Origin of the sequence: Pseudophaeobacter sp. EL27, assembly GCF_900313025.1 — a bacterium.
GTDB lineage: Bacteria > Pseudomonadota > Alphaproteobacteria > Rhodobacterales > Rhodobacteraceae > Pseudophaeobacter.
The window spans coordinates 233,366-256,101 of sequence record NZ_OMPQ01000013.1; the positions used below are offsets into that span (position 1 = coordinate 233,366).

Consider the following 22,736-nt stretch of genomic DNA (forward strand, 5'->3'; position numbering starts at 1 on the left):
ACGGAAAGAGTAAAACAAAAACACTACTAAAAAGGGCGGCCCTTTCGGGTCGCCTTCTTTTTTGGGGAACAGGGGCTCCGGTGGAGCGCCTGCAAATCAGGTCCGGACCTTAATGCGCCGGGGCGCCAGAGCCTCGCGTTCCGGCTTCCAGTGCAGCTTTTGCCGCAGCGGCTTCTTCTTCAGCCGCCTCATCCCATTCAATGGCTTCAGGCTGGCTCACCAACGCATGCTCCAGAACTTCGGAAACATGGCTCACCGGAATGATGGTGAGACCTTCTTTCACATTGTCCGGGATCTCGGGCAGGTCTTTGGCGTTTTCCTGTGGGATCAGCACTGTCTTGATGCCGCCACGCAGGGCCGCCAGCAGCTTCTCCTTCAAGCCACCAATGGCCAACGCATTGCCGCGCAGTGTTACCTCGCCAGTCATGGCGATATCCTTGCGGACCGGGATCTGCGTCAGCACCGAAACGATTGAGGTTACCATGGCCAGGCCAGCCGAGGGACCATCCTTGGGGGTGGCGCCTTCGGGAACATGGACGTGGATATCCCACTTGTCGAACTTCGGCGGCTTCACCCCGATCTTGGGCGAGATGGAGCGCACATAGGATGAGGCCGCTTCGATGGATTCTTTCATCACATCGCCCAGCTTACCCGTGGTCTTCATCCGACCCTTGCCCGGCAGGCGCAGCGCCTCGATCGACAACAGCTCACCTCCGACCGAAGTATAGGCCAGCCCGGTGACAACACCGATCTGATCTTCCTTCTCGGCCAGACCATAGCGGTATTTGGCGACGCCCAGGAATTCATCAAGATTCTCAGAGGTCACCGAGACGCTCTCAGCTTCCTTTTTGACAATCTTGGTCAGCGACTTACGCGCGACCTTGGCGATTTCGCGCTCCAGGTTCCGCACCCCCGCCTCGCGGGTATAGACGCGGATGATATCCTTCAGCGCGTCGTCGCTCATCTCAAATTCCTTGGCTTTCAAGCCATGGTTCTTGACCTGCTTGGAGACCAGGTGCTGCTTGGCGATCTCACGCTTTTCGTCCTCGGTATAGCCAGACAGCGGGATGATCTCCATCCGGTCCAGCAGCGGCCCAGGCATGTTGTAGCTGTTCGACGTGGTCAGGAACATCACATTGGAGAGGTCATATTCGACCTCCATATAGTGATCCACAAAGGTGGAGTTCTGTTCCGGATCAAGCACTTCCAGCATCGCAGACGCCGGATCACCGCGGAAATCCTGGCCCATCTTGTCAATCTCATCAAGCAGGATCAGCGGATTGGTGGTCTTGGCCTTCTTCAACGCCTGAATGATCTTGCCGGGCATCGAGCCGATATAGGTCCGACGGTGGCCGCGGATCTCAGACTCGTCGCGCACGCCGCCCAATGAGATGCGGATGAACTCACGCCCGGTTGCCTTGGCCACGGATTTGCCAAGCGAGGTTTTACCAACGCCGGGAGGGCCCACAAGGCAGAGGATCGGGCCTTTGAGCTTGGCCGAACGCTGCTGCACCGCGAGGTATTCAACGATGCGTTCTTTGACCTTTTCCAGACCATAGTGATCGGCATCCAGGATTTCCTGCGCCTTGCCCAGGTCCTTTTTGACGCGCGACTTCACACCCCAAGGAATGCCCAGCATCCAATCAAGGTAGTTGCGCACCACAGTGGCCTCAGCCGACATGGGCGACATGTTCTTCAGTTTCTTCAGCTCGGCATCGGCCTTTTCACGGGCTTCTTTCGACAGCTTGGTGGCGGCGATTTTCTCTTCCAGTTCGGCAATTTCGCCAGCCCCTTCTTCGCCGTCGCCCAGTTCCTTCTGAATGGCCTTCATTTGCTCATTCAGATAATATTCGCGCTGGGTCTTCTCCATCTGGGACTTGACGCGGGTCTTGATCTTTTTCTCGACCTGCAGCACGGACATTTCGCCCTGCATCAACCCATAGACCTTCTCCAGCCTCTCGCTGACAGACAGGGTTTCCAGCAGTTCCTGCTTGCGGTCGACCTCGATACCGAGATGGCCGGCCACCAGATCCGCCAGTTTGGCAGATTCAGTGGTTTCACCAACCGCCGACAGAGCCTCTTCGGGGATGTTCTTGCGAACCTTGGCGTAGCGCTCAAACTCATCGCCAACAGTGCGCACCAGCGCCTCGATGGTGGTGGCATCGCCGGGAATCTCGGTCAGATATTCAGCACCGGCCTCAAAATAGTCCTCGTTCTCAAGGAAATTGGTGATCTTGACGCGTGCATGGCCTTCGACCAGCACCTTTACGGTGCCATCGGGGAGCTTCAGCAGCTGCAGTACATTGGCCAGAACACCTGTTGGGTAGATGCCATCGGTCTGTGGCTCGTCCTCTGCCGGATCAATCTGGCTGGACAGCAGGATCTGCTTGTCATCGGCCATCACCTCTTCGAGGGCGCGCACAGATTTTTCCCGGCCCACAAACAGCGGCACGATCATATGCGGGAAGACCACAATGTCGCGCAGCGGCAGTACAGGATAGGAAGAATTAAGCGGCTCGGTCATACTCGGTCCTTTACTTGGCAAGAGCCCCCGGTCCCGACATTCGGCAACCTCTGGTGCTCTCCTCTTTAGAAGTCTTTATCTGGTACAGCGGTTAACATATTTCAACCGTCGCCCAACAAAGTTGGAGGACACATTGCCCGCAGCCTTGCCGAACCACAAGAGCGCTTTTGGGCAAAAGAGCAGCAAATCAATCTCCGCTACTCCGCGCGGTCAGACAGGTAGTACCCTGCTGCCTTTTGCTGCGCCAAATCCTCCTCCCCCAAGTAACCGCCGCTTTACTTAGTTAGAGGCTGCGCCTTGCACCGCTGGCAGCTCCGCGAGGTCAACCTGTTTTGACTTGCCGCTGTCCAACAGGCCAATGGTGGCCACGGCGCAGGCCAGGACGCCAAAAAAGATCACATGGGCCAAGTTTGCAGAAATCACGTTTTTCATCATTCATCTCCATTCACCGATTAACTGTCCCTCGATCAGAGTGTCCCTTTGCGGCAAAACCGCGGCTCCTTGGGGTCAGACAGTTGAAGAACCGCTCAAATTCATCTCAAATCAGCGGTCTTTGCCCCCCCCCAATCCAGCCGACGAGACGGTCTGCACCGCAGTTACCGAGGCCCGCCCAGCCCGCTTCCGCCCGGGACGCTTGCCTGGCCGACTCCCTGCGTCGTGGCGGTTTGATCCAGAATATTCTGCTGATTTTGCGCGTTCACGGAGTTCTCATAAGCAAACCCACCCCGTGCCCAAATCAAACTGATGACCAGAACTGCACAGGCCAGCCCCAAAGCGGCAGGCGAAAGGCCTTCCGGTCTCTGGCAGGCCTGTTTCCTATCGTGCGTGCTTAGATCAACCATAATCATTACCTCCATGTGCCAAAAACCAACCACAGAGTTCTTCAACAAAAAGGCAGCAATAAGGGCCGCACTCTCGCACGGCCCTGTTTTCTGCATCTAGTTTTAGTCAATCATACCAGATTGGTTTGGCTTACAGGATGGTTTGGTTACAGGGGCTCGATATCGCCCTGGGCACGCTGATCATGGAAGTCTTTCTGCCAGGCTTCAAATGTGCCTGCAGCGATGGCATCGCGCATGCCCTGCATGATGTCCTGGAAGTAATGCAGGTTGTGCCAGGTCAGCAACATGCCCGAGATCATCTCGTTGCTGCGGAACACATGGTGCAGATAGGCGCGGCTGTACTTTGAGCAGGCCGGGCAGCTGCAATTCTCATCCAGCGGGCGCGGATCATCCGCATGGCGGGCGTTCTTGATGTTGACCACGCCGTGGCGGGTAAAGGCCTGGCCCGTGCGCCCCGAGCGCGACGGCAGCACGCAGTCCATCATGTCGATGCCCCGCGCCACAGCGCCAACGATGTCATCCGGCTTGCCCACGCCCATCAGGTAACGTGGCTTGTCCTGGGGCAGGAAACTGGGCGCATAATCAAGGCAATCAAACATTGCCTCCTGTCCCTCGCCCACCGCCAGACCGCCAACTGCATAGCCGTCAAAACCGATCTTTGTCAGCGCCTCGGCGCTTTCCTCGCGCAGATCCTGCTCCAGACCGCCCTGCATGATGCCAAAGAGCGCATGTCCAGGTCGATCGCCAAAGGCCTCCTTTGAGCGTTCCGCCCAGCGCATCGACAGGCGCATGCTTTCAGCAATGCGATCACGGGTCGCGGGCAGCGCCGGGCATTCGTCAAAACACATCACGATGTCAGATCCCAGCAGCTGTTGGATTTCCATCGAACGTTCCGGCGTCAGCTCATGTTTGGAGCCATCGATATGGGACTTAAACGTGACACCCTTTTCCGTCAGCTTGCGCAGCCCTGCCAATGACATCACCTGAAAGCCGCCAGAGTCGGTCAGGATGGGGCGCTCCCAATTCATGAACTTATGCAGCCCCCCCAACCGGTCGATACGTTCTGCCGTGGGGCGCAGCATCAAATGATAGGTATTGCCCAGCAGGATATCAGCGCCGGTCTCGCGCACGCTTTCAGGCATCATTGCCTTCACTGTGGCGGCTGTGCCCACCGGCATGAAGGCCGGGGTACGGATGTCGCCGCGCGGCGTGGAAATCACCCCGGTACGGGCTTTGCCATCTGTGGCTTTCAGATCAAAGGTGATTTTCGGCGCCATTTTACTCTCCTTTGACTGCAGAACCCGGCGCATTTGCCTGATTACGCGCCCTTTGACAAGCCTCAAGCCATCTTGCCAGCCTGCCACGGGCGTACCATACATAACATAAGCCATAATCTTGAAGTCACGCCAGCGTGACCCCATATGTATGCAATAGTACACAACAATTTCTAGGAGGCTCCGGTGAACGAAGATTTTCTCATTGGTCTAATTTCGCAAAACGCCATCTATCTGCTCGGGGCGATCTTCCTGATCGTCATCATCTTCAAAGGCGTTCACATTGTTCCCCAATCGGAAAAATATGTGGTCGAGCGCTTTGGCCGCCTGCATGCGGTGCTTGGACCCGGCATCAATTTCATCGTGCCGCTGTTGGACAGCATTGCCCACAGGATCTCAATTCTGGAGCGCCAACTGCCCAGTGCCAGCCAGGATGCCATCACCAAGGACAACGTGCTGGTTCAGATCGACACCTCGGTCTTCTACCGCATCACCGAGCCAGAAAAGACCGTCTACCGCATCCGCGACGTGGATGCCGCCATTGCCACCACCGTGGCAGGCATTGTGCGGGCCGAGATCGGCAAAATGGACCTGGACGAGGTGCAATCCAACCGCGCCCAACTGATCGGCCAAATCCAGGAAAGCGTCGAGGATGCCGTGGATGACTGGGGCATCGAAGTCACCCGTGCCGAGATCCTGGACGTGAACCTCGATCAGGCCACCCGCGACGCCATGTTGCAGCAGCTGAATGCCGAACGCGCCCGTCGCGCCCAGGTGACCGAGGCCGAGGGCAGCAAACGCGCGGTTGAATTGTCTGCCGATGCCGAACTCTACGCCGCCGAGCAGATCGCCAAAGCCCGCCGCATTCAGGCCGACGCCGAGGCCTATGCCACTGAGGTGGTTGCCAAGGCGATCCGCGAAAACGGCATCGAGGCGGCGCAGTATCAGGTGGCCCTGAAACAGGTCGAGGCGCTGAATGCGCTTGGCAATGGCGAGGGCAAACAGACCATCGTGCTGCCCGCCCATGCAATCGAGGCCTTTGGCGATGCCTTCAAACTGCTGAAAGGTGGCAAATGATGGAACAGGTTGCCGCCTATTGGGAGCTCTGGTGGGTCTGGTGCGCTGCCGCGCTGGTGCTTGCCATCCTCGAGGTCCTTGCCCCCGGTTTTGTCTTCCTCGGCTTTGCCCTGGGTGCCTTGGCCTGCGGCATCCTGCTTGCGGTTCTGGGCAGCGGCGCCCTCGCCCTGCCCGCGCTGATCTTCGTCTTTGCGGCCCTGTCGCTGATCTCCTGGCTGCTGATGCGCCGCTATTTTGCCCTTCCCAAAGGCCAGGTGAAGACCTTTGACACGGATATCAACGATTAGAGCCTCTTCAAGGATATCTGCGCAGTTCCTTTGGCAACTCTCTCCAATCACAGCTGGTCGGTGTTGTTGGAGAGAGCAGTCACTCTGTGAGATGTCACATGCGTCCCGACAACCAACCAAGGGTCCCGCCTGCAGCGGACGGTCGCATTGAACCCAAATTGGGCTGATTTCTGTGATCCGGCGGTTCTGGCTTCTGCACTTCGCTGTGATCAACTCTGGTGTCTAAGAACGTCACAGGGAATCGCGGGGTCGTTTTTGTAGATCTCGGAAACGAAATGCGTCGTGTATCGGACTATGTTTTCGTCGCCGTCAAACAGTCGGTCGCAGACCTCTTGATACTCGACCATATTATGGAAGTTCCCGATAAGCACCGCGTCCAACTCACCTGTTACACCATACGCATACGCAATGGCAGGTTCTGCCTCAACGCGCTTGGAGAACGCCGCTCGCTTCGCGAGATTGTAATCTTTGGTCGTGGTTGTGATGATTGCCTGCAGGCCGCGCCCTAATTTGGCACTATCCACGAGATAGATGTTTTTGGTCAGAATGCCCGCGTTTTGAAGGTCTCGAACCCGTCGCAAACACGTTGAGGGCGTCGAATTGACTACTTCGGCCAATTCCGCGTTTGTTATGTCTCCGCGCCTTTGCAACGCCTCAATGATGCGAATGTTAAGTGAGTCCATAGAGAGCCTGCAATATTATGCCATTTTTCTGGTATCTTTGACCACATCATGCAGAGAAAACCTATAGCTACTATGGAAAACTTCTACGGCTGAACCGAACTGGAGAGATTACATGGCGTTCGAAATAGGCATTGGCCCAAACAACCGAAAATCCGTCTATTTTGACGCGACCGTTGCTGATGGTGTGGCGTGCTTCTCTATTTATAATCATATGCTTATCCCGGCTCATTTTGGAAACCCAGAAGCTGAGTATGATAGCCTGATGAACGGCGTCACGATGTGGGATGTCGCAGCCCAGCGCCAAGTTGAGATTTCTGGGCCAGATGCCGTGCGGCTTATTCAATATTTGACCACTCGCGATATTAGTAAAACAAAAATTGGCCAAGGACGCTACGTTCCGATCTGTAACCACCAAGGCCAGCTGATCAATGATCCGGTTTTGTTGAAGCTCGCGGCTGACAGGTTTTGGCTCTCTATAGCGGACAGCGATATAGAGCTGTGGGCAAGCGCCATTGCAGCCGAGCGCAAATGGGATGTGCAGGTGTTTGAACCGGACGTTTCTCCGCTCGCAATCCAAGGACCATTGGCCAAAGAGCTGGTTTCCAATCTCTTTGGCGATTGGGTCCAAGAGCTGACGTATTTTGGCTTCAAGCAAACTGAACTGCAGGGAATCCCGCTTGTGCTGGCGCGGTCTGGCTGGTCCAAGCAAGGTGGCTATGAGTTGTATCTGCAAGACGGTACGCGTGGCGTTGAACTGTGGAACATAGTTAAAGCAAAAGGGTCTGCATACGGAATTCGCCCCGGCGCGCCCAACGATCTAGAGCGTATCGAAAGCGGGTTGGTTTCATACGGAGCCGATGGGCGTTTGCAAGCGAACTCCTGTAATCCGTTCGAAATTTCTTTGGGCAAGTTGGTTGATTTTGACAAAGCAGATGACTTCGTCGGGAAAGCAGCCCTTCAGAAAATCAAGACAGACGGCGCGAAGCGCAGGCGTGTTGGCTTTGTTATCTCTGGTGCGCCTGTCCCTACCTGCCAGCATTCTCTGGACGTGCAAACCGCGAGCGGGAGTGCTGTTGGTACCCTGAGCGAATTTGTATTTTCCACCCGATTTTCAAAGAACATCGGTGTTGGAATGATCGCGATGGACATAGGAAATGATGCCACAGATTTGGTAATTCAATTGGACGGGGAAACCCGTCAAATTTCTGTTGAGCCGCTGCCCTTTTCTTTTTAGCTAGCGGCGTGGGAAGCCGCCATTCCAAGTGGTGCAGCGAATTCAAGTAAAGCCAACAGAACAGCCATTGTTGCTACCAGCACAGAGGTCCGTTTCTAGAACCTCCAGCTCCAACTCTCGGCTTTCTTTCGCTCCCTCTGGACCTCCCCCCACAGTTTCCCTATATAAACAGTCGGATTAACTGTCAGGGATCGACATGACCAACGCTTCCGAACCGCTCGAAGGTACGCCGCTGATTGCGCCGTCTTCCGTTGAACACCCGCTTTTCGACCAGATTGTCGCGGCCTGTCGCTCAGTCTATGACCCTGAAATTCCGGTCAATATCTACGAGCTTGGCCTGATCTACACCATCGACATCAATGATGAAAACGATGTGCAGATCATCATGACCCTCACCGCGCCCGGCTGCCCGGTTGCCGGTGAAATGCCGGGCTGGATCGTCGATGCGGTTTCACCCGTGGCAGGCGTCAAATCCGTTGACGTCGAAATCACCTGGGAGCCGCCCTGGGGCATGGAGATGATGTCGGACGAGGCCCGTCTCGAGCTGGGCTTCATGTAAGACCGCTCTGCGCAAGCCTGCCAAAGAGGTCACAAAAGCTTCACCGGATCGCGGCAAAGGTTTTACCTTTCGCCGCGATTTCTCTTTTGAAAATCAACTTCTTTGGAGACTTCCCTTGCGCAACCTACTTGCCCTTACGCTGACCGCCCTCACCCTGGCGCCTGCCGCCTCGGCGCTTGACGCAACGCCCTCAGATGCCGGCCTCAGCTATGGTCCGCGCCCGGCCTATTTGATCAACCTGCTGCCCGAGGGGGATTTGAAATCCAAACTGCAGTCCTGCGCCGCACAGACACCTGCCCGTAGTGATTTTTCCATCGGCCACCGCGGCGCGCCGCTCTTGTTTCCCGAACATACCGTGCAGTCCAATACCGCCGCCGCGCAGATGGGCGCGGGCATCCTGGAATGTGATGTGACCTTCACCAAGGATCTGCAGCTGATCTGCCGCCACGCCCAGAACGATCTGCACACCACCACCAATATCCTGACCACCGATCTGGCAGAGACCTGCATCACCCCCTTCTCTCCGGCCAATGGCGACACTCCTGCAACAGCCGAATGCCGCAGCTCGGACATCACCCTGGCCGAGTTCCGCAGGCTGGCGCCTAAGATGGACAGCTTTGACAAGACAGCCACCACCGCAGCAGCCTCGCAGGGCGGCGTTGCCTCCTGGCGCAGCACCCAATACGCGGATGGCGCCACCGCCATGACCCATGCCGAAAGCATCGCCCTGTTCAAATCCTTAGGCACAAAATTCACCCCAGAGCTCAAATCGCCAGCGGTGCAGATGCCTTTCAACGGCTTCACCATGGAGGACTACGCGCAAAAGCTGATCAATGAGTACAAATCCGTCGGCATCCCCGCCTCGGACGTCTGGGTGCAGAGCTTTGATCTCGAAGTGGTGAAATACTGGATCGAGAATGAGCCCGCGTTTGGTGCTCAGGCGGTCTATCTGGATGGTCGCTACAATGGCGATGTGCCCCTGGACCCCAGCAACCCCGTTAGTTTCAGCCCCAGCATGCAGGAACTGGCGGATATGGGCGTGAACTACATCGCCCCGCCCATGTGGTTCCTGGTCACCCTGGAGGATGGCAAAATGGTGCCCTCCGCCTATGCCATCGAGGCCAAAGCCGCCGGGCTCAAGCTGATCACCTGGACGCTGGAACGCTCAGGCCCCCTGACCACGGGCGGCGGTTGGTACTTCCAAAGCGTGCAGCCCGCCGTGCAGAATGCCTCGAGCTATTATGAGATCCTCGACGTTCTGGCGCAGGACGTCGAAATAGAGGGCATCTTCTCCGACTGGCCCGCGACCGTCACCTACTACGCCAACTGCATGGGGCTTTAAGACGCTCTAAAGCCATAAGAGCTATAATTTTGACGGGCCACATCCCCTTGTGGCCCGTTTTGCCTTGCACTGCCTCTTGAGCCTGCGCCCCTGCGCGCCTAGATAGGGTGTAACGCGCGCATTGGAGACACTCATGTTCGGCATTCCCGGCAAACAGGCTGTGACAATCACCCCGAAGGCTGCGGCCCAGATTACCAAGCTGATGACCAGCGGTGGCCATGCAGGCCTGCGCATTGGCGTCAAAAAGGGCGGCTGTGCAGGCATGGAATATACCATGGAATATGTCGACGAAGCGGACAAGAACGACGAGGTGGTCGAGCAGGATGGCGCAAGGGTTCTGATTGCACCGATGGCGCAAATGTTCCTCTTTGGCACCGAGATCGACTATGAAACCTCGCTGCTGGAAAGCGGCTTTAAGTTCAACAACCCCAATGTATCCGAGGCCTGCGGCTGTGGTGAATCCATCAGCTTCAAAGATGTCCCAAGCCTGTAAAACAAAGCAAATCTAGATAACGGGACAGGCGGGGATTTCCCCGCCCTTTCTTTGTCCGATTGCCCCTCCCGATCCGCGGTGCTACCACTTGGCCAGATTTTGAGCAGGGGAACGACAGATGCGGCAGAAACTGGCAGCGGGCAATTGGAAAATGAACGGCACGGGCGCAGTCCTGGCAGAGCTTGAGGCCCTGATCCAGGCGCAAGGCGCAGCCAAATCAGAGCTGCTGATCTGCCCCCCCGCCACGCTTTTGTCCCGTGCAGCAGAGATCGCATCAGGGAGCCACCTTGCCATTGGTGGCCAGGACTGTCACGCGGCCAGCTCCGGCGCCCATACCGGTGACCTCTCAGCCCATATGCTCAAAGAGGCAGGCGCAACTGCCGTCATTCTGGGCCATTCGGAACGCCGCGCCGACCACGGTGAGGGTAGCGAAGGGGTCGCTGCCAAGGCATCCGCTGCCTGGGGTGCGGGGCTTACAGCCGTCATCTGCCTGGGCGAAACCCTGGAAGAACGTGAAGCAGGCGAAACACTGCACGTCATTGGCACTCAGCTTGCCACCTCTCTACCTGATGGTGCCACCGGCGCCAATACCGTCATCGCCTATGAGCCAGTCTGGGCCATTGGCACCGGCAAGGTCCCCAGCCTGGAACAAATTGCCGAGGTGCATGATTTCCTGCGCGCCGAGCTGGCCACAAGATTTGGAGCCGACATGGCCGCGGCCACCCGCCTGCTCTATGGCGGCTCCGTCAAACCCAGCAATGCTGCCGAAATCTTTGCCACCTCCAACGTTGATGGCGCCCTGGTGGGGGGTGCCAGCCTCAAGGCGGCAGATTTCGCCCCCATCATCCAGGCCCTCGACGCCAGCTGAGACCGCAATCCCCCCTTTTCATTTGGCCCCAAATATCCCGGGGGAGCGCCCCAAAGGGCGCGGGGGCAGAGCCCCAATCCCCAGCACAAAAAACGCCCCGGAGATCTTCCGAGGCGTTTTTATTTTCTCTCAGATCACAGCACTAATTGGTAATGATCTCCGGCCCCATCAGTGCATTGGGGATCAATGTGCTGAGCCAGGGGATATAGGTCACCATGATCAGGAAGACAAAGAGCACAGCCAAGAAGGGCAAGGCTGCCCGAACCACCGACATCATCGGCATACCCGCCACCCCGGAGGTGACAAAGAGGTTCAGGCCTACCGGCGGGGTAATCATGCCGATTTCCATGTTGACCACCATGATGATCCCGAGATGGATCGGGTCAATGCCCAGCTCAATGGCAATGGGGAAAACCAGAGGTGCCACGATGACCAGCAGTCCGGAGGGCTCCATGAACTGCCCCCCAATCAGCAGGATCACATTGACCACCACCAGGAACATCACGGGGCCAAATCCGGCCGACAGCATCGCATTGGCAATATGCTGCGGCACCTGCTCATCCGTCAGCACATGCTTCAGGATCAGCGCATTGGCGATTACGAACATCAGCGTAACGGTCAGCTTGCCAGCATCAAACAGCGCCTTCTTGGTGTCCTTGTGACCCCAGACCGTCAGCAAGGCCATGGGCGCCTGCAGCACAGAACGCCGTGGCCGCTCTGCGGTCTCGGCCAGGGGCCCCATGTCGCGATACACAAAAGTAGCAACAAAGAAGGCATAGACAGATGCCACCGCTGCCGCTTCCGTTGGGGTAAAGATCGCATCTTCCTTGTAGAGCCCCAGTTCAGCGGAATACCAGGGGTAGCCATAGATGCCGACCATGATGATCACGATCAGGAACAGCCCCCAAAAGGCCTCGCGGAAGGAGGCACCAACCTCGCCCCAACCGGCCCAGTTGCCCTTGGGCATGTTCTTGATCCGGGCGATCACATAGATGGTCACCATCAGCATCACCCCGGCCAAAAGCCCTGGAATGATACCGGCCAGGAACATCCGCCCCACAGAAACATCCACCGAGGCCGCATAGACCACCATAACGATCGAGGGGGGGATCAGAATGCCCAGCGTCCCCGCATTACAGATCACCCCGGCGGCGAACTCCTTGGTATAGCCCGCCTGGCGCATCGCGGCGATCACGATCGAGCCAATAGCGACCACGGTCGCAGGAGAGGAACCGGAGAGCGCCGCAAACATCATGCAGGCAAAGACACCGGCGATGGCCAATCCGCCCTGAAAATGCCCGACGCAGGCAATGGAGAACCGGATGATCCGCTGCGCCACACCGCCCGTCGACATGAAGGTCGAGGCCAGAATGAAGAAGGGAATGGCCAGAAGCGTAAAGTGACCTTCAAAGGCTTCGAACAGGGTGCCGGCAACCGAGGCCAGCGAGCTGTCGGAATAGATCAGCAGAAACAGAACCGAGCTGAGACCCAGCGAGATGGCTATCGGCACGCCGATCAGCATCAGGCCAATCACCATGGCAAAGAGGAAAATCACGTCCATTAGTCTTCTCCCTCGGTGGCACGCGCTCGGGCCTCATCCAACTCGTCTTCGACCTCATGGCTGGCGACCAGCCGGTCTGCATCCCCGCGCAGTACTTGCAGCGCGGCTTGGGCAAAGCGAAACACCAGCAAGAGCATCGACAGAGGCAGCACCACATAGGGCACCACCTTGGGCAGTTTCTCGTAGGAATCGCCGTAGTTGATCAGATCTTCCAGAAACCGGAAAATGCCGATCATCGGCACATCCTGCACCTCATAAAAACTCTGGCTGCGGGCTTTCATATCAAAGCCGGTGGGAAACCAGCGCCCGGAGGTGGGGGGCAGGTCCGCAAAAACCGCCCAATAGTCATAGGCGCCTTTCAGCAGCAACAGGGAGAACAGCAGGCAGGCGCCAGCCGCGATCAGCGCGACAACCCGGCGCGGCCCCGGGGCCAGGATATTGACGATGGCATCCACGCCCAGATGGGTATGGGTTTTCACCGCATAGGCCGCGCCCAAAAGCACCAGCCAGGCAAACAGGAAGACCGTCAGCTCCAGCGCCCATAAAATGTTGGAGTTAAAGGCAAAACGTGCGATCACATTGGCAAATGTAATCAGCGTCATCAGCCCCAGAAGCAGCGCGATCAGCGTCTCTTCCAATGTGTTGATAAACCCGGACAGGCCGGTTCTTGCCCCCGACATAGTCATCCCCCGATACTGTTGAGAAAGCGTAAGCTCAGGCGGCGGATCCCCACGCCGCCTGAAGGTCCGAAGAGCCCCGACCTCATTGGATCATCTCTTCGGCTGCGGCCCGCCAATGGGGCGGGTCCGCTTGTTAGATCCAATCAATCAGTGATTGGCGTTGATCGCCTGTGCTGCGTCGATCTTGTCCTGACCAACGTCACCGGCAAACTGCTCCCAAACCGGCATCATGGTTTCAACCCAGGCCTGACGCTGTGTGGCATCCAGGCTACGGACTTCGCCGCCGGCTGCAATGATGGCGTCTTTGGCCTCATTGTTGACCTGCGTGGACTCGGCGTTGCGGGTCTGGGTCACTTCACCCAGGATCTGCAGGAACTGCTCACGCACGGGCGCATCCAGGCTTTCCAGCCAATCCACATTGGTCACAACCAGATAGTCGATGATGCCGTGGTTGGTCTCAGTGACACCATCCTGCACCTCAAAGAACTTCTTGCCGTAGATGTTGGACCAGGTGTTTTCCTGACCATCCACAACACCCTGCTGCAGCGCACCGTAGACTTCCGAGAAGGCCATCTTCTGGGGCGAACCACCAATGGCTTCCATCTGCGCCACCAGCACGTCCGAGGACTGCACGCGGAATTTCAAACCATTGGCATCCGTTGGTGCAACCAGCGGCACATTGGCAGACATCTGCTTCATGCCATTGTGCCAATAGGCCAGGCCCTGCAGACCACGGCGCTGCATGCTGTCGAGCAATGCCTGACCATCCTCGGAGGCCTGGAAGGCATCAACTGCGTCAATGTTCTTGAACATGAAAGGCAGATCAAAGAGACGGAACTCCTTGGTGAATTTCTCAAACTTCGACAGCGAAGGCGCGGCCAGCTGTACATCGCCCTGCAACATGGCTTCCAGCACCTTGTTGTCATTGTAAAGCGTCGAGTTTGGATAGACTTCCAGGCACATGGTGCCGTTCATCTCATCGTTGATACGCTGTTCCAGCAGCGAAGCCGCAATCCCCTTGGGGTGCTTGTCGGTGTTGGTGACATGGCTGAATTTGACAACAATTTCACCGTCGTCACAGGCGGCGCTCGCAGCGCCTGCGGTTACTGTCAGGGCCATCGCAGTGGCAGCAGCAGTTACAAATTTCATAGTCATTCCTCCCAGAAGTATCCTGAACCCCCACCTATGGCGGGCGCTTCCCCAACAGGATTGCCAGTTGTGAGGCTTTGCTCAAGAAGTGATTAAAATTTGCAGGATCATCAAAGGGTTTGCATATTTTTCAAACTGTTACTTGAAAACTGAGAGACCCAGCCCCATGCGCGATCTGGTAGCTGTGCGAGATTTCGCACAGGGTATACCGGGGTTGTGCGGTTTTTCGCACAACTTAGAGCAAAAGACCAACACCCAGGGATTCGCCAATCCTCTCTAAAGGCTGTGCCCCAACTAGGAGCGGCGATAATCTTCTGGGCGGATGCCATAGCGGGCCAGTTTGTCGTAGAAAGTCTTGCGAGGCAGTTTCAACGCCTCTGCTGCCGCCGCAGCGCGGCCATTGTGACGTCCCAGTGCCGCAATCAACAAGGAGCGTTCCACCTGAGCCATTTGCTCTGCCAGACCCAGCTCAGCAGCACCACTGACCTCATCCGGCATACCCAGCACAAAGCGCATGGCCGCCGACATCAGCGAGCGTGCATTGCCCGGCCAATCCTGCGCCATCAAGGCCGCCAGATGTTCCTCACTGATTTGTGGCGCATCAATTCCGGCCTGTTCAGCGGCCTGCGCCACATAGAGCCGGAACATCACCGGAATATCACCCGGACGTTCCGCCAGCGATGGGATACGCACCCGCATGCCTTCCAGCCGGTAGTAAAGATCCGCACCAAAACCGCCCGCCGCCACAAGAGCCGCCAAATCAGCAGTGCTGCCTGCGATCAACCGCGTCTCACCACCCTGTTCGATATAGTCCAGCACCGCGTATTGCAACGCTTCCGAGAGGCCCGAAACTTCATCCAGAAACAGCGATCCCCCCGCCGCCTGCTGGCAAAGCTCCTGCAAGTCTGCGGCCTTCAGCCCCGCAGAGGGGGATTTGACAAAGGGTGCCTGCGCCCGTGGGGACATCAAATGGATGACCTCTGCCACCTTGGAAATCCCGCTGCCTGCCGGCCCCGCCACCAGAACCTCTGCCCCGGTTGGAGCAACGGCCCTGACCCGCGCCCGCAGTTCATCCGATTGGGGTGAGGTTCCAAACAACAATCTTGACGCCGGATCGCCCTCTTTCAGCTGCTGTTTGAAATCACGGTTTTCCAACACCAGATGCCGGGTTTTCAGCGCCCTTTGCAGTGCTGCCAACAGGTCCGCCGTGACACAGGGTTTTTCCAGAAACCCAAAGGCGCCCTGCGTCATCGCCTTGACCGCCATGGGAATATCGCCCTCTCCCGTCAGCAGGATCACTGGCAGATCCTCATCAATGCCCTGCACATAGTCTAGCAGATGAAAGCCATCCCGCCCTGGCATGCGGATATCAGACAGGATCACCCCATCAAACTCAGCGGTAATCAGATCCTTTGCCGCCACAAAGGAGCCCGCCGTGATCGGTTCCAGATCATTCAACTCCAGCGTCTGCGCCAGGGCCTCCCGCAGCGCGGCATCGTCATCAACGACCAAGATCTTACGGGTCATGTCGCGGCCCCCTCATCCCAGCGGTCCAGCTCAACGGTGAACACTGCCCCGCGCGCACCATTCCTGCCGTGGATATTGCCGCCAAAGCTTTGCAGCAACCCGTAAGAGATCGACAGGCCCAGCCCCATGCCCTCGGAGCTGCTCACAACCTTGGTCGAGTAGAAGGGATCAAACATCTTCTCCGGTTCTTTGATGCCGGGGCCAATATCCGTCACAGCAACAGCCAGCCGTGTGCCTGCCTCCAGCGTTATACTGATGGCCCGATCTTCCTGCCCCAGCATCGCATCAGCCGCATTGTTGATCAGATTGACAAAAACCTGCGTGAGCCGCACTTCGCCCCCCCAGGCATAGATCGGATCATCCGCCTCTGGCGGGCTCCAGCTGAGCGTCACCGCATCAGTCTCCAGGCGCGAGCCGGTCAGCTCCACGGCGGTATTGATGACCTGCACCAGATCCACCCGCGCCATGGGCTCGTTCTCGTTGCGCGAAAAGGCCCGCAGGTTCTTGATGATCCGCGCCATACGGGCCGACATGCTAGTTATGCGGGACAGGTTTTCCCCCACTCTGTCAATTTGGCCGCGCTGCAAAAACGCCTCACCGTTTTCGGCAAACTGCTGGATCGCCATCAAGGGCTGATTCAGCTCGTGACTGATCCCCGCCGACATCTGCCCCAACGCCGACAGCTTGCCCGCCTGCACCAGCTCTTCCTGTGCCTTTTTCAACGCCGCCTCGGCCTCTTCACGCTCGCTTACTTCGCGCCGCAGCTGGCTGTTGGTGGATTGTAGCGCCCGCGTCCGGGTCTCAACACGGCTTTCCAACACAGCGTTGGCCTCAGCCAGGCTGCGGCGGCGCTCCATCGTCAGGAACAAAAAGGTGCCAAAGGCTAAACATAGGGCCCCCAAAGCAGCGGCCTGAAGCGATGCCAACCTACGGGCCGGAGCCACATCCACCAGGATCTGCCCGGTCAGCCCGATGATGGGCAGTGCCACCGTCAAATGCAGCGCACGGCTCGGCAGGTAAGCACTGCCAGACAGCTTCCAGATCTCATAGCCGCCCACAGATAAAACCTCATAGTCCAGCTGCTCCTCTGCTGGGACTACAGCTCCTTGCCGTTCCCCTGTCTGCTGCCAGAACAGTAGTTCGGGTCGGTTGGAAATAAAGACCTCGTCATGATCATTGGTAAAAAACACTGCCGGCAGGGATCCACGCCAAGTCTGCTCCACGTCCTCCACGTCGGCAACCACCACAAGAACCCCGGACACCCCTGCCCCCGGCGCAAAATTGGGCGCGGCATAAAAATAGGCACGCCGCCCGTTGCCCCTCAGCACATCCGAGCCAATGCCAAGTGCCCCTTGCATGGCTCGCTGGAAATAGCCTTCACCCGCGATATCGCCACCCGTGACCCCTTCGGCTGCGGCCAGCACTTTGCCTGCGGGATCTGCATAGAAAACATCCAGAGCCGAGGTTTTATCGGCGATGCTGCGCAGCACCCGGCGGGCTTCGACGCGCTCCGCCTCAGTCCCTAACTGCTCCAACACGGGGTGATCCGCTGTCAGCACCGCGAGTTCTTGGTAGATCTGCAACTGGGTGCTGACCCGATCAGAGGCCAGAGCAAGATCCGCAACACTGCGCTTGGCCAGGGAATCCAGCGCCTGACGATAGCCATAGATCCAGCTCGCTCCGACTATACAAAACACCGCCAAGGCAAATCCCAGCAGCAATGACCATCTTCGCATCACGTTTTGGCTCTCTCTTGACCCTTGGTATTTTTGCCAGTCTAGCAAGACTGCTCTTGCAAAGACCAGCCATCAAGGCAAAGTCGGGCCATGAAAACAGTCAGCCAATCCCCGACAGATCCAGCCTTTGTGCAAGACCCCTATCCGTTTTATGAAAAAGCCCGCGCCCAGGCTGGGCTGAACTACTGGCAAAACTACGGCATGCCAGCCGCCTTTCGCCGTGCTGCGGTGCATGCGATCCTGCGTGATCGCCGTTTTGGCCGAGAAATGCCGCCAGAAATGGCCAAACCGCCCCCCACACATCTGGCCCCCTTCCTGGCGGTCGAAGCCCATTCCATGCTGGAGGCAGAACCGCCCCGCCATACCCGCCTTCGAAAACTGGTGATGCGCGCCTTTACCTCTCGCGAGGTTCAAGCCCAGGAAACAGGGATCACAGCCCTTTGCCACAGCCTGATTGATGCCTTCCCAGATGATCCTTTTGACCTTCTGTCCGCCTATTGCACCCAGGTGCCCGTCATAACCATCTGCCGCCTGCTCGGGGTGCCTGTCGAGATGGCGCCACAACTCCTGAACTGGTCCCATGACATGGTGGCAATGTATCAGGCCGCCAGAACCAATGACACCGAGCATGCCGCCGCCAGGGCCGCACAGGAGTTCACGGATTTTCTGTCTGACTATGTGCAACAGCGGCGTTCAACCCCTGCTGAAGACCTCATCACCCGGTTGATTGCCGCAGAGGAAGAAGGCGACAAGCTCAGCAATGATGAACTGATCGGCACCTGTATTCTTTTGCTCAACGCCGGCCATGAGGCCTCGGTGCATGCCCTTGGGAACGGTGTCAAAACCCTGTTGCAGCAGGGCTGGGATCCGGCCTGGCTTGCGGCGGAGGGCATTGAAAACCTGGTGGAAGAAGTCCTGCGGTATGACCCGCCACTACATATGTTCACCCGCTACGCCTATGAAGAGATCGACGTCATGGGGCACAGGTTTCAGCGCGGCGATCAGGTGGCGCTACTGCTGGCCTCTGCCAACCGGGACCCGGCAGCCGAAGATGAGGCCGAAGTCTTTGACCCCACGCGCCCGGCCCGCACCAATATGTCCTTTGGTGGCGGCCTGCATTTCTGTGTCGGCGCCCCCCTAGCGCGGCTGGAAATGCAGATCGCCCTGCCCATTCTGTTTGCGCGCTGCCCCAATCTAAATCTCGCCGCAGCGCCGCGCTACAGTAACAGCTACCATTTTCACGGACTCACCCGGCTGATGGTCACCCGCTAGACCCGCCCCGCGGGTCAAGGAGGGCCAAAGGCCCCCGTGCTCCGCACGGCCTGTCCTTGACGCGCAAAAGACATCAAACTGGATATGGCGTCTTCAGGGGCAGACCTGCCCCTGAAGCGCCTCTTAGCAGGTCAAACCAAATCACCCAGCTTCACTGCCGCCTATGTTCTGCGTCGCCGGGCCACAGGCAGAAATAGGTGCGCGGAAGCGCCCCTTTTAGCTATGTCTCAGCTCTCCAGCGGCAGCATGGTGGTGGATTTAATCTCCTCCATCGACAACAGCGCCGTCACATTATGCACCTTCACCTCGGAAATCAGCGCCTGATAGAACACATCATAGGCCCGGGCGTTCTGCACCCGCACCTTGAGGATATAGTCGATATCCCCCGCCAGGCGATGCGCCTCCTGCACTTCTGGGCGATCCTGCAGGGCCTTCAGGAACTTGGCCTGCCAGTCGGCCTCATGCTCTGAGGTGCGGATCAAAACAAAGAAACAGGCCTCAAACCCCAGCGCCTCGGCATCCAGAACAACAGTCTGCTGACCAATCACCCCGGCCTCGCGCAATTTGCGGATCCGATTCCACACTGGGGTCTTCGAACTGCCCACTTGCCGGGCGATTTCATCCAGCGATTGACCGGCATCGCGCTGCAGCTCCGCCAGGATTTTCCGGTCCGTGGCATCGATCCGTACTGTCATTCTCGTTTTCCCTCTGTTTCAGGACCAATCTATCTGCACATCCCGCCTCATGGGACAATGTTCCTTATTTCCCCAAGACTATAGCGCAATAGCGGGAATATTTCCTATATCTACCCTCAAGTCAAACAACAGCAAAGAGGCCTGACATGACCGGTCCAGAAACACATATCGCAAAAGCCACCGCTCACACCCGCAGCGGCATGTGTTGCCTTGTCCAAGGTCAGGTGGCCTTTGCCGGCTCAGGACCCGGCGATCCCGATCTGCTAACGGTCAAGGTCGCCCGCGCTCTGCAAGAGGCCGAGGTGCTGCTTTTTGACCGTCTGGTCAGCGCCGAGATTCTGGCTCTTGCCGGTGAACACACCCTGCTGGAAGACGTCGGCAAAGAGGGTTTTGGCCCCTCGATGAGCCAGGAAGAGATCTGCGCCCGCATGGTGGCCCATGCGCAGGCCGGCAAAAAGGTGCTGCGGCTCAAATCCGGTGATCCCACCATTTTTGGTCGTCTGGACGAAGAACTCACCGCCTGCGAAGAGGCTGGTATCGCCTATCAGATCATGCCCGGCATCACTGCCGCCTCCGCCGCTGTCGCCGGTATCGGCCAAAGCCTGACCCAGCGCGGCCGCAATTCCTCGGTGCGGTTTCTCACCGGCCACGACATGAAGGGCTTTGCCGATCAGGACTGGGCCGCTCTGGCGCGCCCCGGCGAGGTCGCCGCCATCTACATGGGTAAAAAGTCCGCCCGTTTTGTGCAGGGGCGTTTGATCATGCATGGCGCCAATCGCGCCACGCCGGTCACCGTGATCGAAAATGCCTCACGTGCCGATCAGCGCCTCCTTGAGACCACGCTGGACCGGCTGCCAACAGATCTGGCAGCGGCCGCCTTTGACGGCCCCGCCCTCACCTTCCTGGGCCTTGCCCCACGCCAAAGCGTGGCCGCCCTCACCGACCTGAACATGGAGCTTGCATAATGGCCCGCCCCTTTACCCCCAAAGTCATCACCGCCAATGATCTGCTGGAAGGTGACGTAATCTACTTCAAGGCCGACAACAGCTGGAGCCGCGATCTGGCCGAGGCCGAACTGATCGTTGATGAGGCCGAGGCGCAGCTGCGCCTGCTGGATGCTGAAAAGCAGAATATCAAAATCGTTGGCGCCTATCTGGCCGACGCCAAAGCCGGTGAAAACGGCCCCGAGCCAGTGCATTTCCGCGAGGATTTCCGCCGCAAGGGTCCATCCAACTACAGCCACGGCAAGCAGGAGGCCGAAGCCCATGTATAAGTACAACGCTTTTGACGAAGCCTTTCTGGCAGAACGCAACGCCCAGTTCCGCGCCCAGGTCGAGCGCCGCATCGACGGCTCGCTGACCGAGGATGAGTTCAAGCCGCTACGCCTGATGAATGGCGTCTATCTGCAGCTGCACGCCTATATGCTGCGGGTCGCCATCCCCTATGGCACCCTGAATTCAGCCCAGATGCGCGCCTTGGCGCTGCTGGCGGAAAAGTGGGACAAGGGCTATGGCCATTTCACCACCCGCCAGAACATCCAGTACAACTGGCCCAAGCTCAACGACATCCCCGATATGCTGGATGCCCTGGGTGAGGTTGGCCTGCACGCGATCCAGACCTCGGGCAATACCATCCGCAACACAACGGCAGATCACTTTGCCGGGGCGGCTGCGGATGAGCTGACGGATCCGCGCCCCTATGCGGAGCTGATCCGCCAGTGGTCCACCGACCACCCCGAATTCCAGTTCCTGGGTCGCAAGTTCAAGATCGGCATCACCGGCAGCCCCAATGACCGCGCCGTGGTCAAAGCCCATGACGTGGGCCTGCGCATGGTGGAAAAAGACGGCGAGATCGGTTTTGAAGTCATCGTTGGTGGCGGCCTTGGTCGTACGCCGATGGTTGGCAAAATCATCCGGGATTTCCTGCCACAGGCGGATTTGCTGCCCTATCTGGAATCCGTGCTCAGCGTCTATAACGTGCTGGGACGCCGTGATAACAAATACAAGGCCCGCATCAAGATCACCGTTCAGGAAAACGGCATCGAGAAGATCCGCGAGCTGGTCGAGGCCCGCTTTGCGGAGCGCAAACCTGAGTTTGACGGCACTGACCAAGAGCTTCTGGCCGAGATCAAGACCCATTTCACTCCGCCTGCGTTGCGTGCAGGGGCAACCGATGCCTATCAGGCGGCCTATGATGCGGATCCAGTGTTCCGCGCCTGGGCGGATACCAACCTGGCCGAGCACCGTGATGCAAACCATGCCATTGTCACTATCTCGATCAAAAAGCATGGCGACACCCCCGGCGACGCCACTGCCGAACAGATGCGGGTGATGGCGGATCTGGCCGAAGAGCTTGGTTATGACGAGCTGCGCATCAGCCACCAGCAGAACGTGATCCTGCCGCATGTCCATAAAAACGACCTGCCTGCGATCCATGCCCGTTTGAAAGAACAGGCCCTGGCCACCGCCAATATCGGTCTGATCTCGGATATCATCGCCTGCCCCGGCATGGATTACTGCGCCCTTGCCACGGCACGCTCGATCCCGGTGGCGCAGGAGATTGCCACCCGTTTTGAAGACCTGAAGCTGGAGCATGACATCGGTCATCTGCAGATCAAGATCTCAGGCTGCATCAATGCCTGCGGCCACCACCATGTGGCCCATATCGGCATTCTCGGGCTGGACCGCGCCGGAGTGGAAAACTACCAGATCACGCTGGGCGGCGACGCCACCGAGACCGCTGCCATCGGCAAACGCACCGGTCCCGGCTTTGCCTATGACGAGATCGTCCCGGCCGTCGAGCGCCTGGTAGAGGCCTATATGGAAATCCGCACCGACGAGACTGAGACCTTCCTGGAAACCTATCGCCGTCTCGGCATGGAGCCCTTCAAGTCCGCGCTCTACCCCGAGGCTCAGAAAAAGGTGGCATAGCCC

Annotated in this window: 22 protein-coding genes; 11 read left to right on the forward strand and 11 right to left on the reverse strand. The window is 58.0% G+C overall.

Going from position 1 to position 22,736, the window contains the following annotated elements; all coding sequences use genetic code 11:
• Positions 1–109: 109 nt before the first annotated feature.
• From lon to tgt, 4 genes are all read right to left on the reverse strand, one after another.
• Positions 110–2,524 carry an endopeptidase La gene (gene lon / locus ED661_RS16275; protein ID WP_122075049.1) on the reverse strand — a complete coding sequence of 805 codons (2,415 nt, stop codon included), beginning with the start codon at positions 2,522–2,524 and terminating at the stop codon, positions 110–112.
• A gap of 279 nt (positions 2,525–2,803) precedes the next feature.
• Entirely contained in the window at positions 2,804–2,956 is a 153-nt protein-coding gene (locus tag ED661_RS21970) for a hypothetical protein (protein WP_162930154.1), read from the reverse strand.
• Positions 2,957–3,120: 164 nt separating this feature from the next.
• Positions 3,121–3,462 (reverse strand): RebB family R body protein, encoded by a 342-nt coding sequence (locus ED661_RS22430; protein WP_216822459.1) that lies wholly within the window; start codon positions 3,460–3,462, stop codon positions 3,121–3,123.
• Between the two features lie 50 nt (positions 3,463–3,512).
• The gene (gene tgt / locus ED661_RS16285; protein ID WP_122075051.1) at positions 3,513–4,643 is read right to left on the reverse strand and encodes a tRNA guanosine(34) transglycosylase Tgt; all 1,131 of its coding nucleotides are present in this window, start codon (positions 4,641–4,643) and stop codon (positions 3,513–3,515) included.
• A 183-nt stretch (positions 4,644–4,826) separates the two neighbouring features.
• On the opposite strand from tgt, the gene ED661_RS16290 reads away from it, so the two are divergent.
• Positions 4,827–5,717, forward strand: a complete 891-nt coding sequence (locus ED661_RS16290) for an SPFH domain-containing protein (protein ID WP_009808833.1) — start codon at positions 4,827–4,829, stop codon at positions 5,715–5,717.
• Complete coding sequence (locus ED661_RS16295; RefSeq protein ID WP_122075480.1) at positions 5,717–6,004, forward strand: NfeD family protein; 288 nt, start codon at positions 5,717–5,719, stop codon at positions 6,002–6,004. Before ED661_RS16290 ends, ED661_RS16295 begins: the two co-directional genes overlap by 1 nt.
• Positions 6,005–6,213: 209 nt before the next feature.
• On the opposite strand, the gene ED661_RS16300 is transcribed toward ED661_RS16295, so the two are convergent.
• Positions 6,214–6,687, reverse strand: a complete 474-nt coding sequence (locus ED661_RS16300; RefSeq protein ID WP_122075053.1) for an Lrp/AsnC family transcriptional regulator — start codon at positions 6,685–6,687, stop codon at positions 6,214–6,216.
• A gap of 112 nt (positions 6,688–6,799) precedes the next feature.
• On the opposite strand from ED661_RS16300, the gene ED661_RS16305 reads away from it, so the two are divergent.
• From ED661_RS16305 to tpiA, 5 genes are all read left to right on the forward strand, one after another.
• The gene (locus tag ED661_RS16305) at positions 6,800–7,921 is read left to right on the forward strand and encodes a glycine cleavage T C-terminal barrel domain-containing protein (RefSeq protein ID WP_122075055.1); all 1,122 of its coding nucleotides are present in this window, start codon (positions 6,800–6,802) and stop codon (positions 7,919–7,921) included.
• A 196-nt stretch (positions 7,922–8,117) separates the two neighbouring features.
• Positions 8,118–8,480: an SUF system Fe-S cluster assembly protein gene (locus tag ED661_RS16310; RefSeq protein WP_122075057.1), complete on the forward strand. Its 363-nt coding sequence runs from the start codon at positions 8,118–8,120 to the stop codon at positions 8,478–8,480.
• A gap of 115 nt (positions 8,481–8,595) precedes the next feature.
• On the forward strand, positions 8,596–9,822 hold the full coding sequence (locus ED661_RS16315; RefSeq protein ID WP_216822460.1) for a glycerophosphodiester phosphodiesterase family protein: 1,227 nt from the start codon (positions 8,596–8,598) through the stop codon (positions 9,820–9,822).
• Positions 9,823–9,955: 133 nt separating this feature from the next.
• Complete coding sequence (locus tag ED661_RS16320) at positions 9,956–10,315, forward strand: iron-sulfur cluster assembly accessory protein (RefSeq protein WP_122075059.1); 360 nt, start codon at positions 9,956–9,958, stop codon at positions 10,313–10,315.
• A 118-nt stretch (positions 10,316–10,433) separates the two neighbouring features.
• Positions 10,434–11,183, forward strand: coding sequence for a triose-phosphate isomerase (gene tpiA, locus ED661_RS16325; RefSeq protein WP_122075061.1), 750 nt, complete (start codon positions 10,434–10,436; stop codon positions 11,181–11,183).
• A gap of 142 nt (positions 11,184–11,325) precedes the next feature.
• Here tpiA and ED661_RS16330 read toward each other — a convergent pair whose 3' ends face one another.
• From ED661_RS16330 to ED661_RS16350, 5 genes are all read right to left on the reverse strand, one after another.
• A complete protein-coding gene (locus ED661_RS16330; protein WP_122075063.1) occupies positions 11,326–12,744 on the reverse strand; it encodes a TRAP transporter large permease in 1,419 nt (472 codons plus the stop codon).
• Positions 12,744–13,424: a TRAP transporter small permease gene (locus ED661_RS16335; protein ID WP_122075064.1), complete on the reverse strand. Its 681-nt coding sequence runs from the start codon at positions 13,422–13,424 to the stop codon at positions 12,744–12,746. Before ED661_RS16335 ends, ED661_RS16330 begins: the two co-directional genes overlap by 1 nt.
• 147 nt (positions 13,425–13,571) lie before the next feature.
• Positions 13,572–14,573 (reverse strand): DctP family TRAP transporter solute-binding subunit, encoded by a 1,002-nt coding sequence (locus ED661_RS16340; RefSeq protein WP_122075066.1) that lies wholly within the window; start codon positions 14,571–14,573, stop codon positions 13,572–13,574.
• Between the two features lie 294 nt (positions 14,574–14,867).
• Entirely contained in the window at positions 14,868–16,100 is a 1,233-nt protein-coding gene (locus ED661_RS16345; RefSeq protein ID WP_122075068.1) for a sigma-54 dependent transcriptional regulator, read from the reverse strand.
• The gene (locus tag ED661_RS16350) at positions 16,097–17,836 is read right to left on the reverse strand and encodes an ATP-binding protein (RefSeq protein ID WP_122075070.1); all 1,740 of its coding nucleotides are present in this window, start codon (positions 17,834–17,836) and stop codon (positions 16,097–16,099) included. Before ED661_RS16350 ends, ED661_RS16345 begins: the two co-directional genes overlap by 4 nt.
• A gap of 90 nt (positions 17,837–17,926) precedes the next feature.
• On the opposite strand from ED661_RS16350, the gene ED661_RS16355 reads away from it, so the two are divergent.
• A complete protein-coding gene (locus tag ED661_RS16355; protein WP_122075072.1) occupies positions 17,927–19,108 on the forward strand; it encodes a cytochrome P450 in 1,182 nt (393 codons plus the stop codon).
• Between the two features lie 227 nt (positions 19,109–19,335).
• On the opposite strand, the gene ED661_RS16360 is transcribed toward ED661_RS16355, so the two are convergent.
• Positions 19,336–19,803 (reverse strand): Lrp/AsnC family transcriptional regulator, encoded by a 468-nt coding sequence (locus tag ED661_RS16360; RefSeq protein WP_122075074.1) that lies wholly within the window; start codon positions 19,801–19,803, stop codon positions 19,336–19,338.
• A gap of 146 nt (positions 19,804–19,949) precedes the next feature.
• Here ED661_RS16360 and cobA point away from each other — a divergent pair, with 146 nt between their 5' ends.
• The 3 genes from cobA to ED661_RS16375 are packed head-to-tail and all read left to right on the forward strand — an operon-like array spanning position 19,950 to position 22,733.
• A complete protein-coding gene (gene cobA, locus ED661_RS16365; protein WP_122075076.1) occupies positions 19,950–20,768 on the forward strand; it encodes a uroporphyrinogen-III C-methyltransferase in 819 nt (272 codons plus the stop codon).
• Positions 20,768–21,076 carry a DUF2849 domain-containing protein gene (locus ED661_RS16370; protein WP_122075078.1) on the forward strand — a complete coding sequence of 103 codons (309 nt, stop codon included), beginning with the start codon at positions 20,768–20,770 and terminating at the stop codon, positions 21,074–21,076. The genes cobA and ED661_RS16370 overlap by 1 nt, the downstream gene beginning before the upstream one ends.
• Positions 21,069–22,733 (forward strand): nitrite/sulfite reductase, encoded by a 1,665-nt coding sequence (locus ED661_RS16375; protein ID WP_122075080.1) that lies wholly within the window; start codon positions 21,069–21,071, stop codon positions 22,731–22,733. The genes ED661_RS16370 and ED661_RS16375 overlap by 8 nt, the downstream gene beginning before the upstream one ends.
• Positions 22,734–22,736 lie beyond the last annotated feature (3 nt).

What these genes read in the sequence shown, in the direction of transcription:
- ED661_RS16355 (WP_122075072.1), top strand. Translation starts at nt 17,927, where the DNA reads ATGAAAACAGTCAGCCAATCCCCGACAGATCCAGCCTTTGTGCAAGAC.
- ED661_RS16360 (WP_122075074.1), bottom strand. Translation starts at nt 19,803, where the DNA reads ATGACAGTACGGATCGATGCCACGGACCGGAAAATCCTGGCGGAGCTG.
- tpiA (WP_122075061.1), top strand. Translation starts at nt 10,434, where the DNA reads ATGCGGCAGAAACTGGCAGCGGGCAATTGGAAAATGAACGGCACGGGC.
- ED661_RS16335 (WP_122075064.1), bottom strand. Translation starts at nt 13,424, where the DNA reads ATGTCGGGGGCAAGAACCGGCCTGTCCGGGTTTATCAACACATTGGAA.
- ED661_RS21970 (WP_162930154.1), bottom strand. Translation starts at nt 2,956, where the DNA reads ATGAAAAACGTGATTTCTGCAAACTTGGCCCATGTGATCTTTTTTGGC.
- ED661_RS16295 (WP_122075480.1), top strand. Translation starts at nt 5,717, where the DNA reads ATGGAACAGGTTGCCGCCTATTGGGAGCTCTGGTGGGTCTGGTGCGCT.
- tgt (WP_122075051.1), bottom strand. Translation starts at nt 4,643, where the DNA reads ATGGCGCCGAAAATCACCTTTGATCTGAAAGCCACAGATGGCAAAGCC.
- ED661_RS16300 (WP_122075053.1), bottom strand. Translation starts at nt 6,687, where the DNA reads ATGGACTCACTTAACATTCGCATCATTGAGGCGTTGCAAAGGCGCGGA.
- ED661_RS16320 (WP_122075059.1), top strand. Translation starts at nt 9,956, where the DNA reads ATGTTCGGCATTCCCGGCAAACAGGCTGTGACAATCACCCCGAAGGCT.
- ED661_RS16330 (WP_122075063.1), bottom strand. Translation starts at nt 12,744, where the DNA reads ATGGACGTGATTTTCCTCTTTGCCATGGTGATTGGCCTGATGCTGATC.
- ED661_RS16310 (WP_122075057.1), top strand. Translation starts at nt 8,118, where the DNA reads ATGACCAACGCTTCCGAACCGCTCGAAGGTACGCCGCTGATTGCGCCG.
- ED661_RS16370 (WP_122075078.1), top strand. Translation starts at nt 20,768, where the DNA reads ATGGCCCGCCCCTTTACCCCCAAAGTCATCACCGCCAATGATCTGCTG.
- cobA (WP_122075076.1), top strand. Translation starts at nt 19,950, where the DNA reads ATGACCGGTCCAGAAACACATATCGCAAAAGCCACCGCTCACACCCGC.
- ED661_RS16375 (WP_122075080.1), top strand. Translation starts at nt 21,069, where the DNA reads ATGTATAAGTACAACGCTTTTGACGAAGCCTTTCTGGCAGAACGCAAC.
- ED661_RS16340 (WP_122075066.1), bottom strand. Translation starts at nt 14,573, where the DNA reads ATGAAATTTGTAACTGCTGCTGCCACTGCGATGGCCCTGACAGTAACC.
- ED661_RS16305 (WP_122075055.1), top strand. Translation starts at nt 6,800, where the DNA reads ATGGCGTTCGAAATAGGCATTGGCCCAAACAACCGAAAATCCGTCTAT.
- ED661_RS16345 (WP_122075068.1), bottom strand. Translation starts at nt 16,100, where the DNA reads ATGACCCGTAAGATCTTGGTCGTTGATGACGATGCCGCGCTGCGGGAG.
- ED661_RS22430 (WP_216822459.1), bottom strand. Translation starts at nt 3,462, where the DNA reads ATGCAGAAAACAGGGCCGTGCGAGAGTGCGGCCCTTATTGCTGCCTTT.
- ED661_RS16350 (WP_122075070.1), bottom strand. Translation starts at nt 17,836, where the DNA reads ATGCGAAGATGGTCATTGCTGCTGGGATTTGCCTTGGCGGTGTTTTGT.
- lon (WP_122075049.1), bottom strand. Translation starts at nt 2,524, where the DNA reads ATGACCGAGCCGCTTAATTCTTCCTATCCTGTACTGCCGCTGCGCGAC.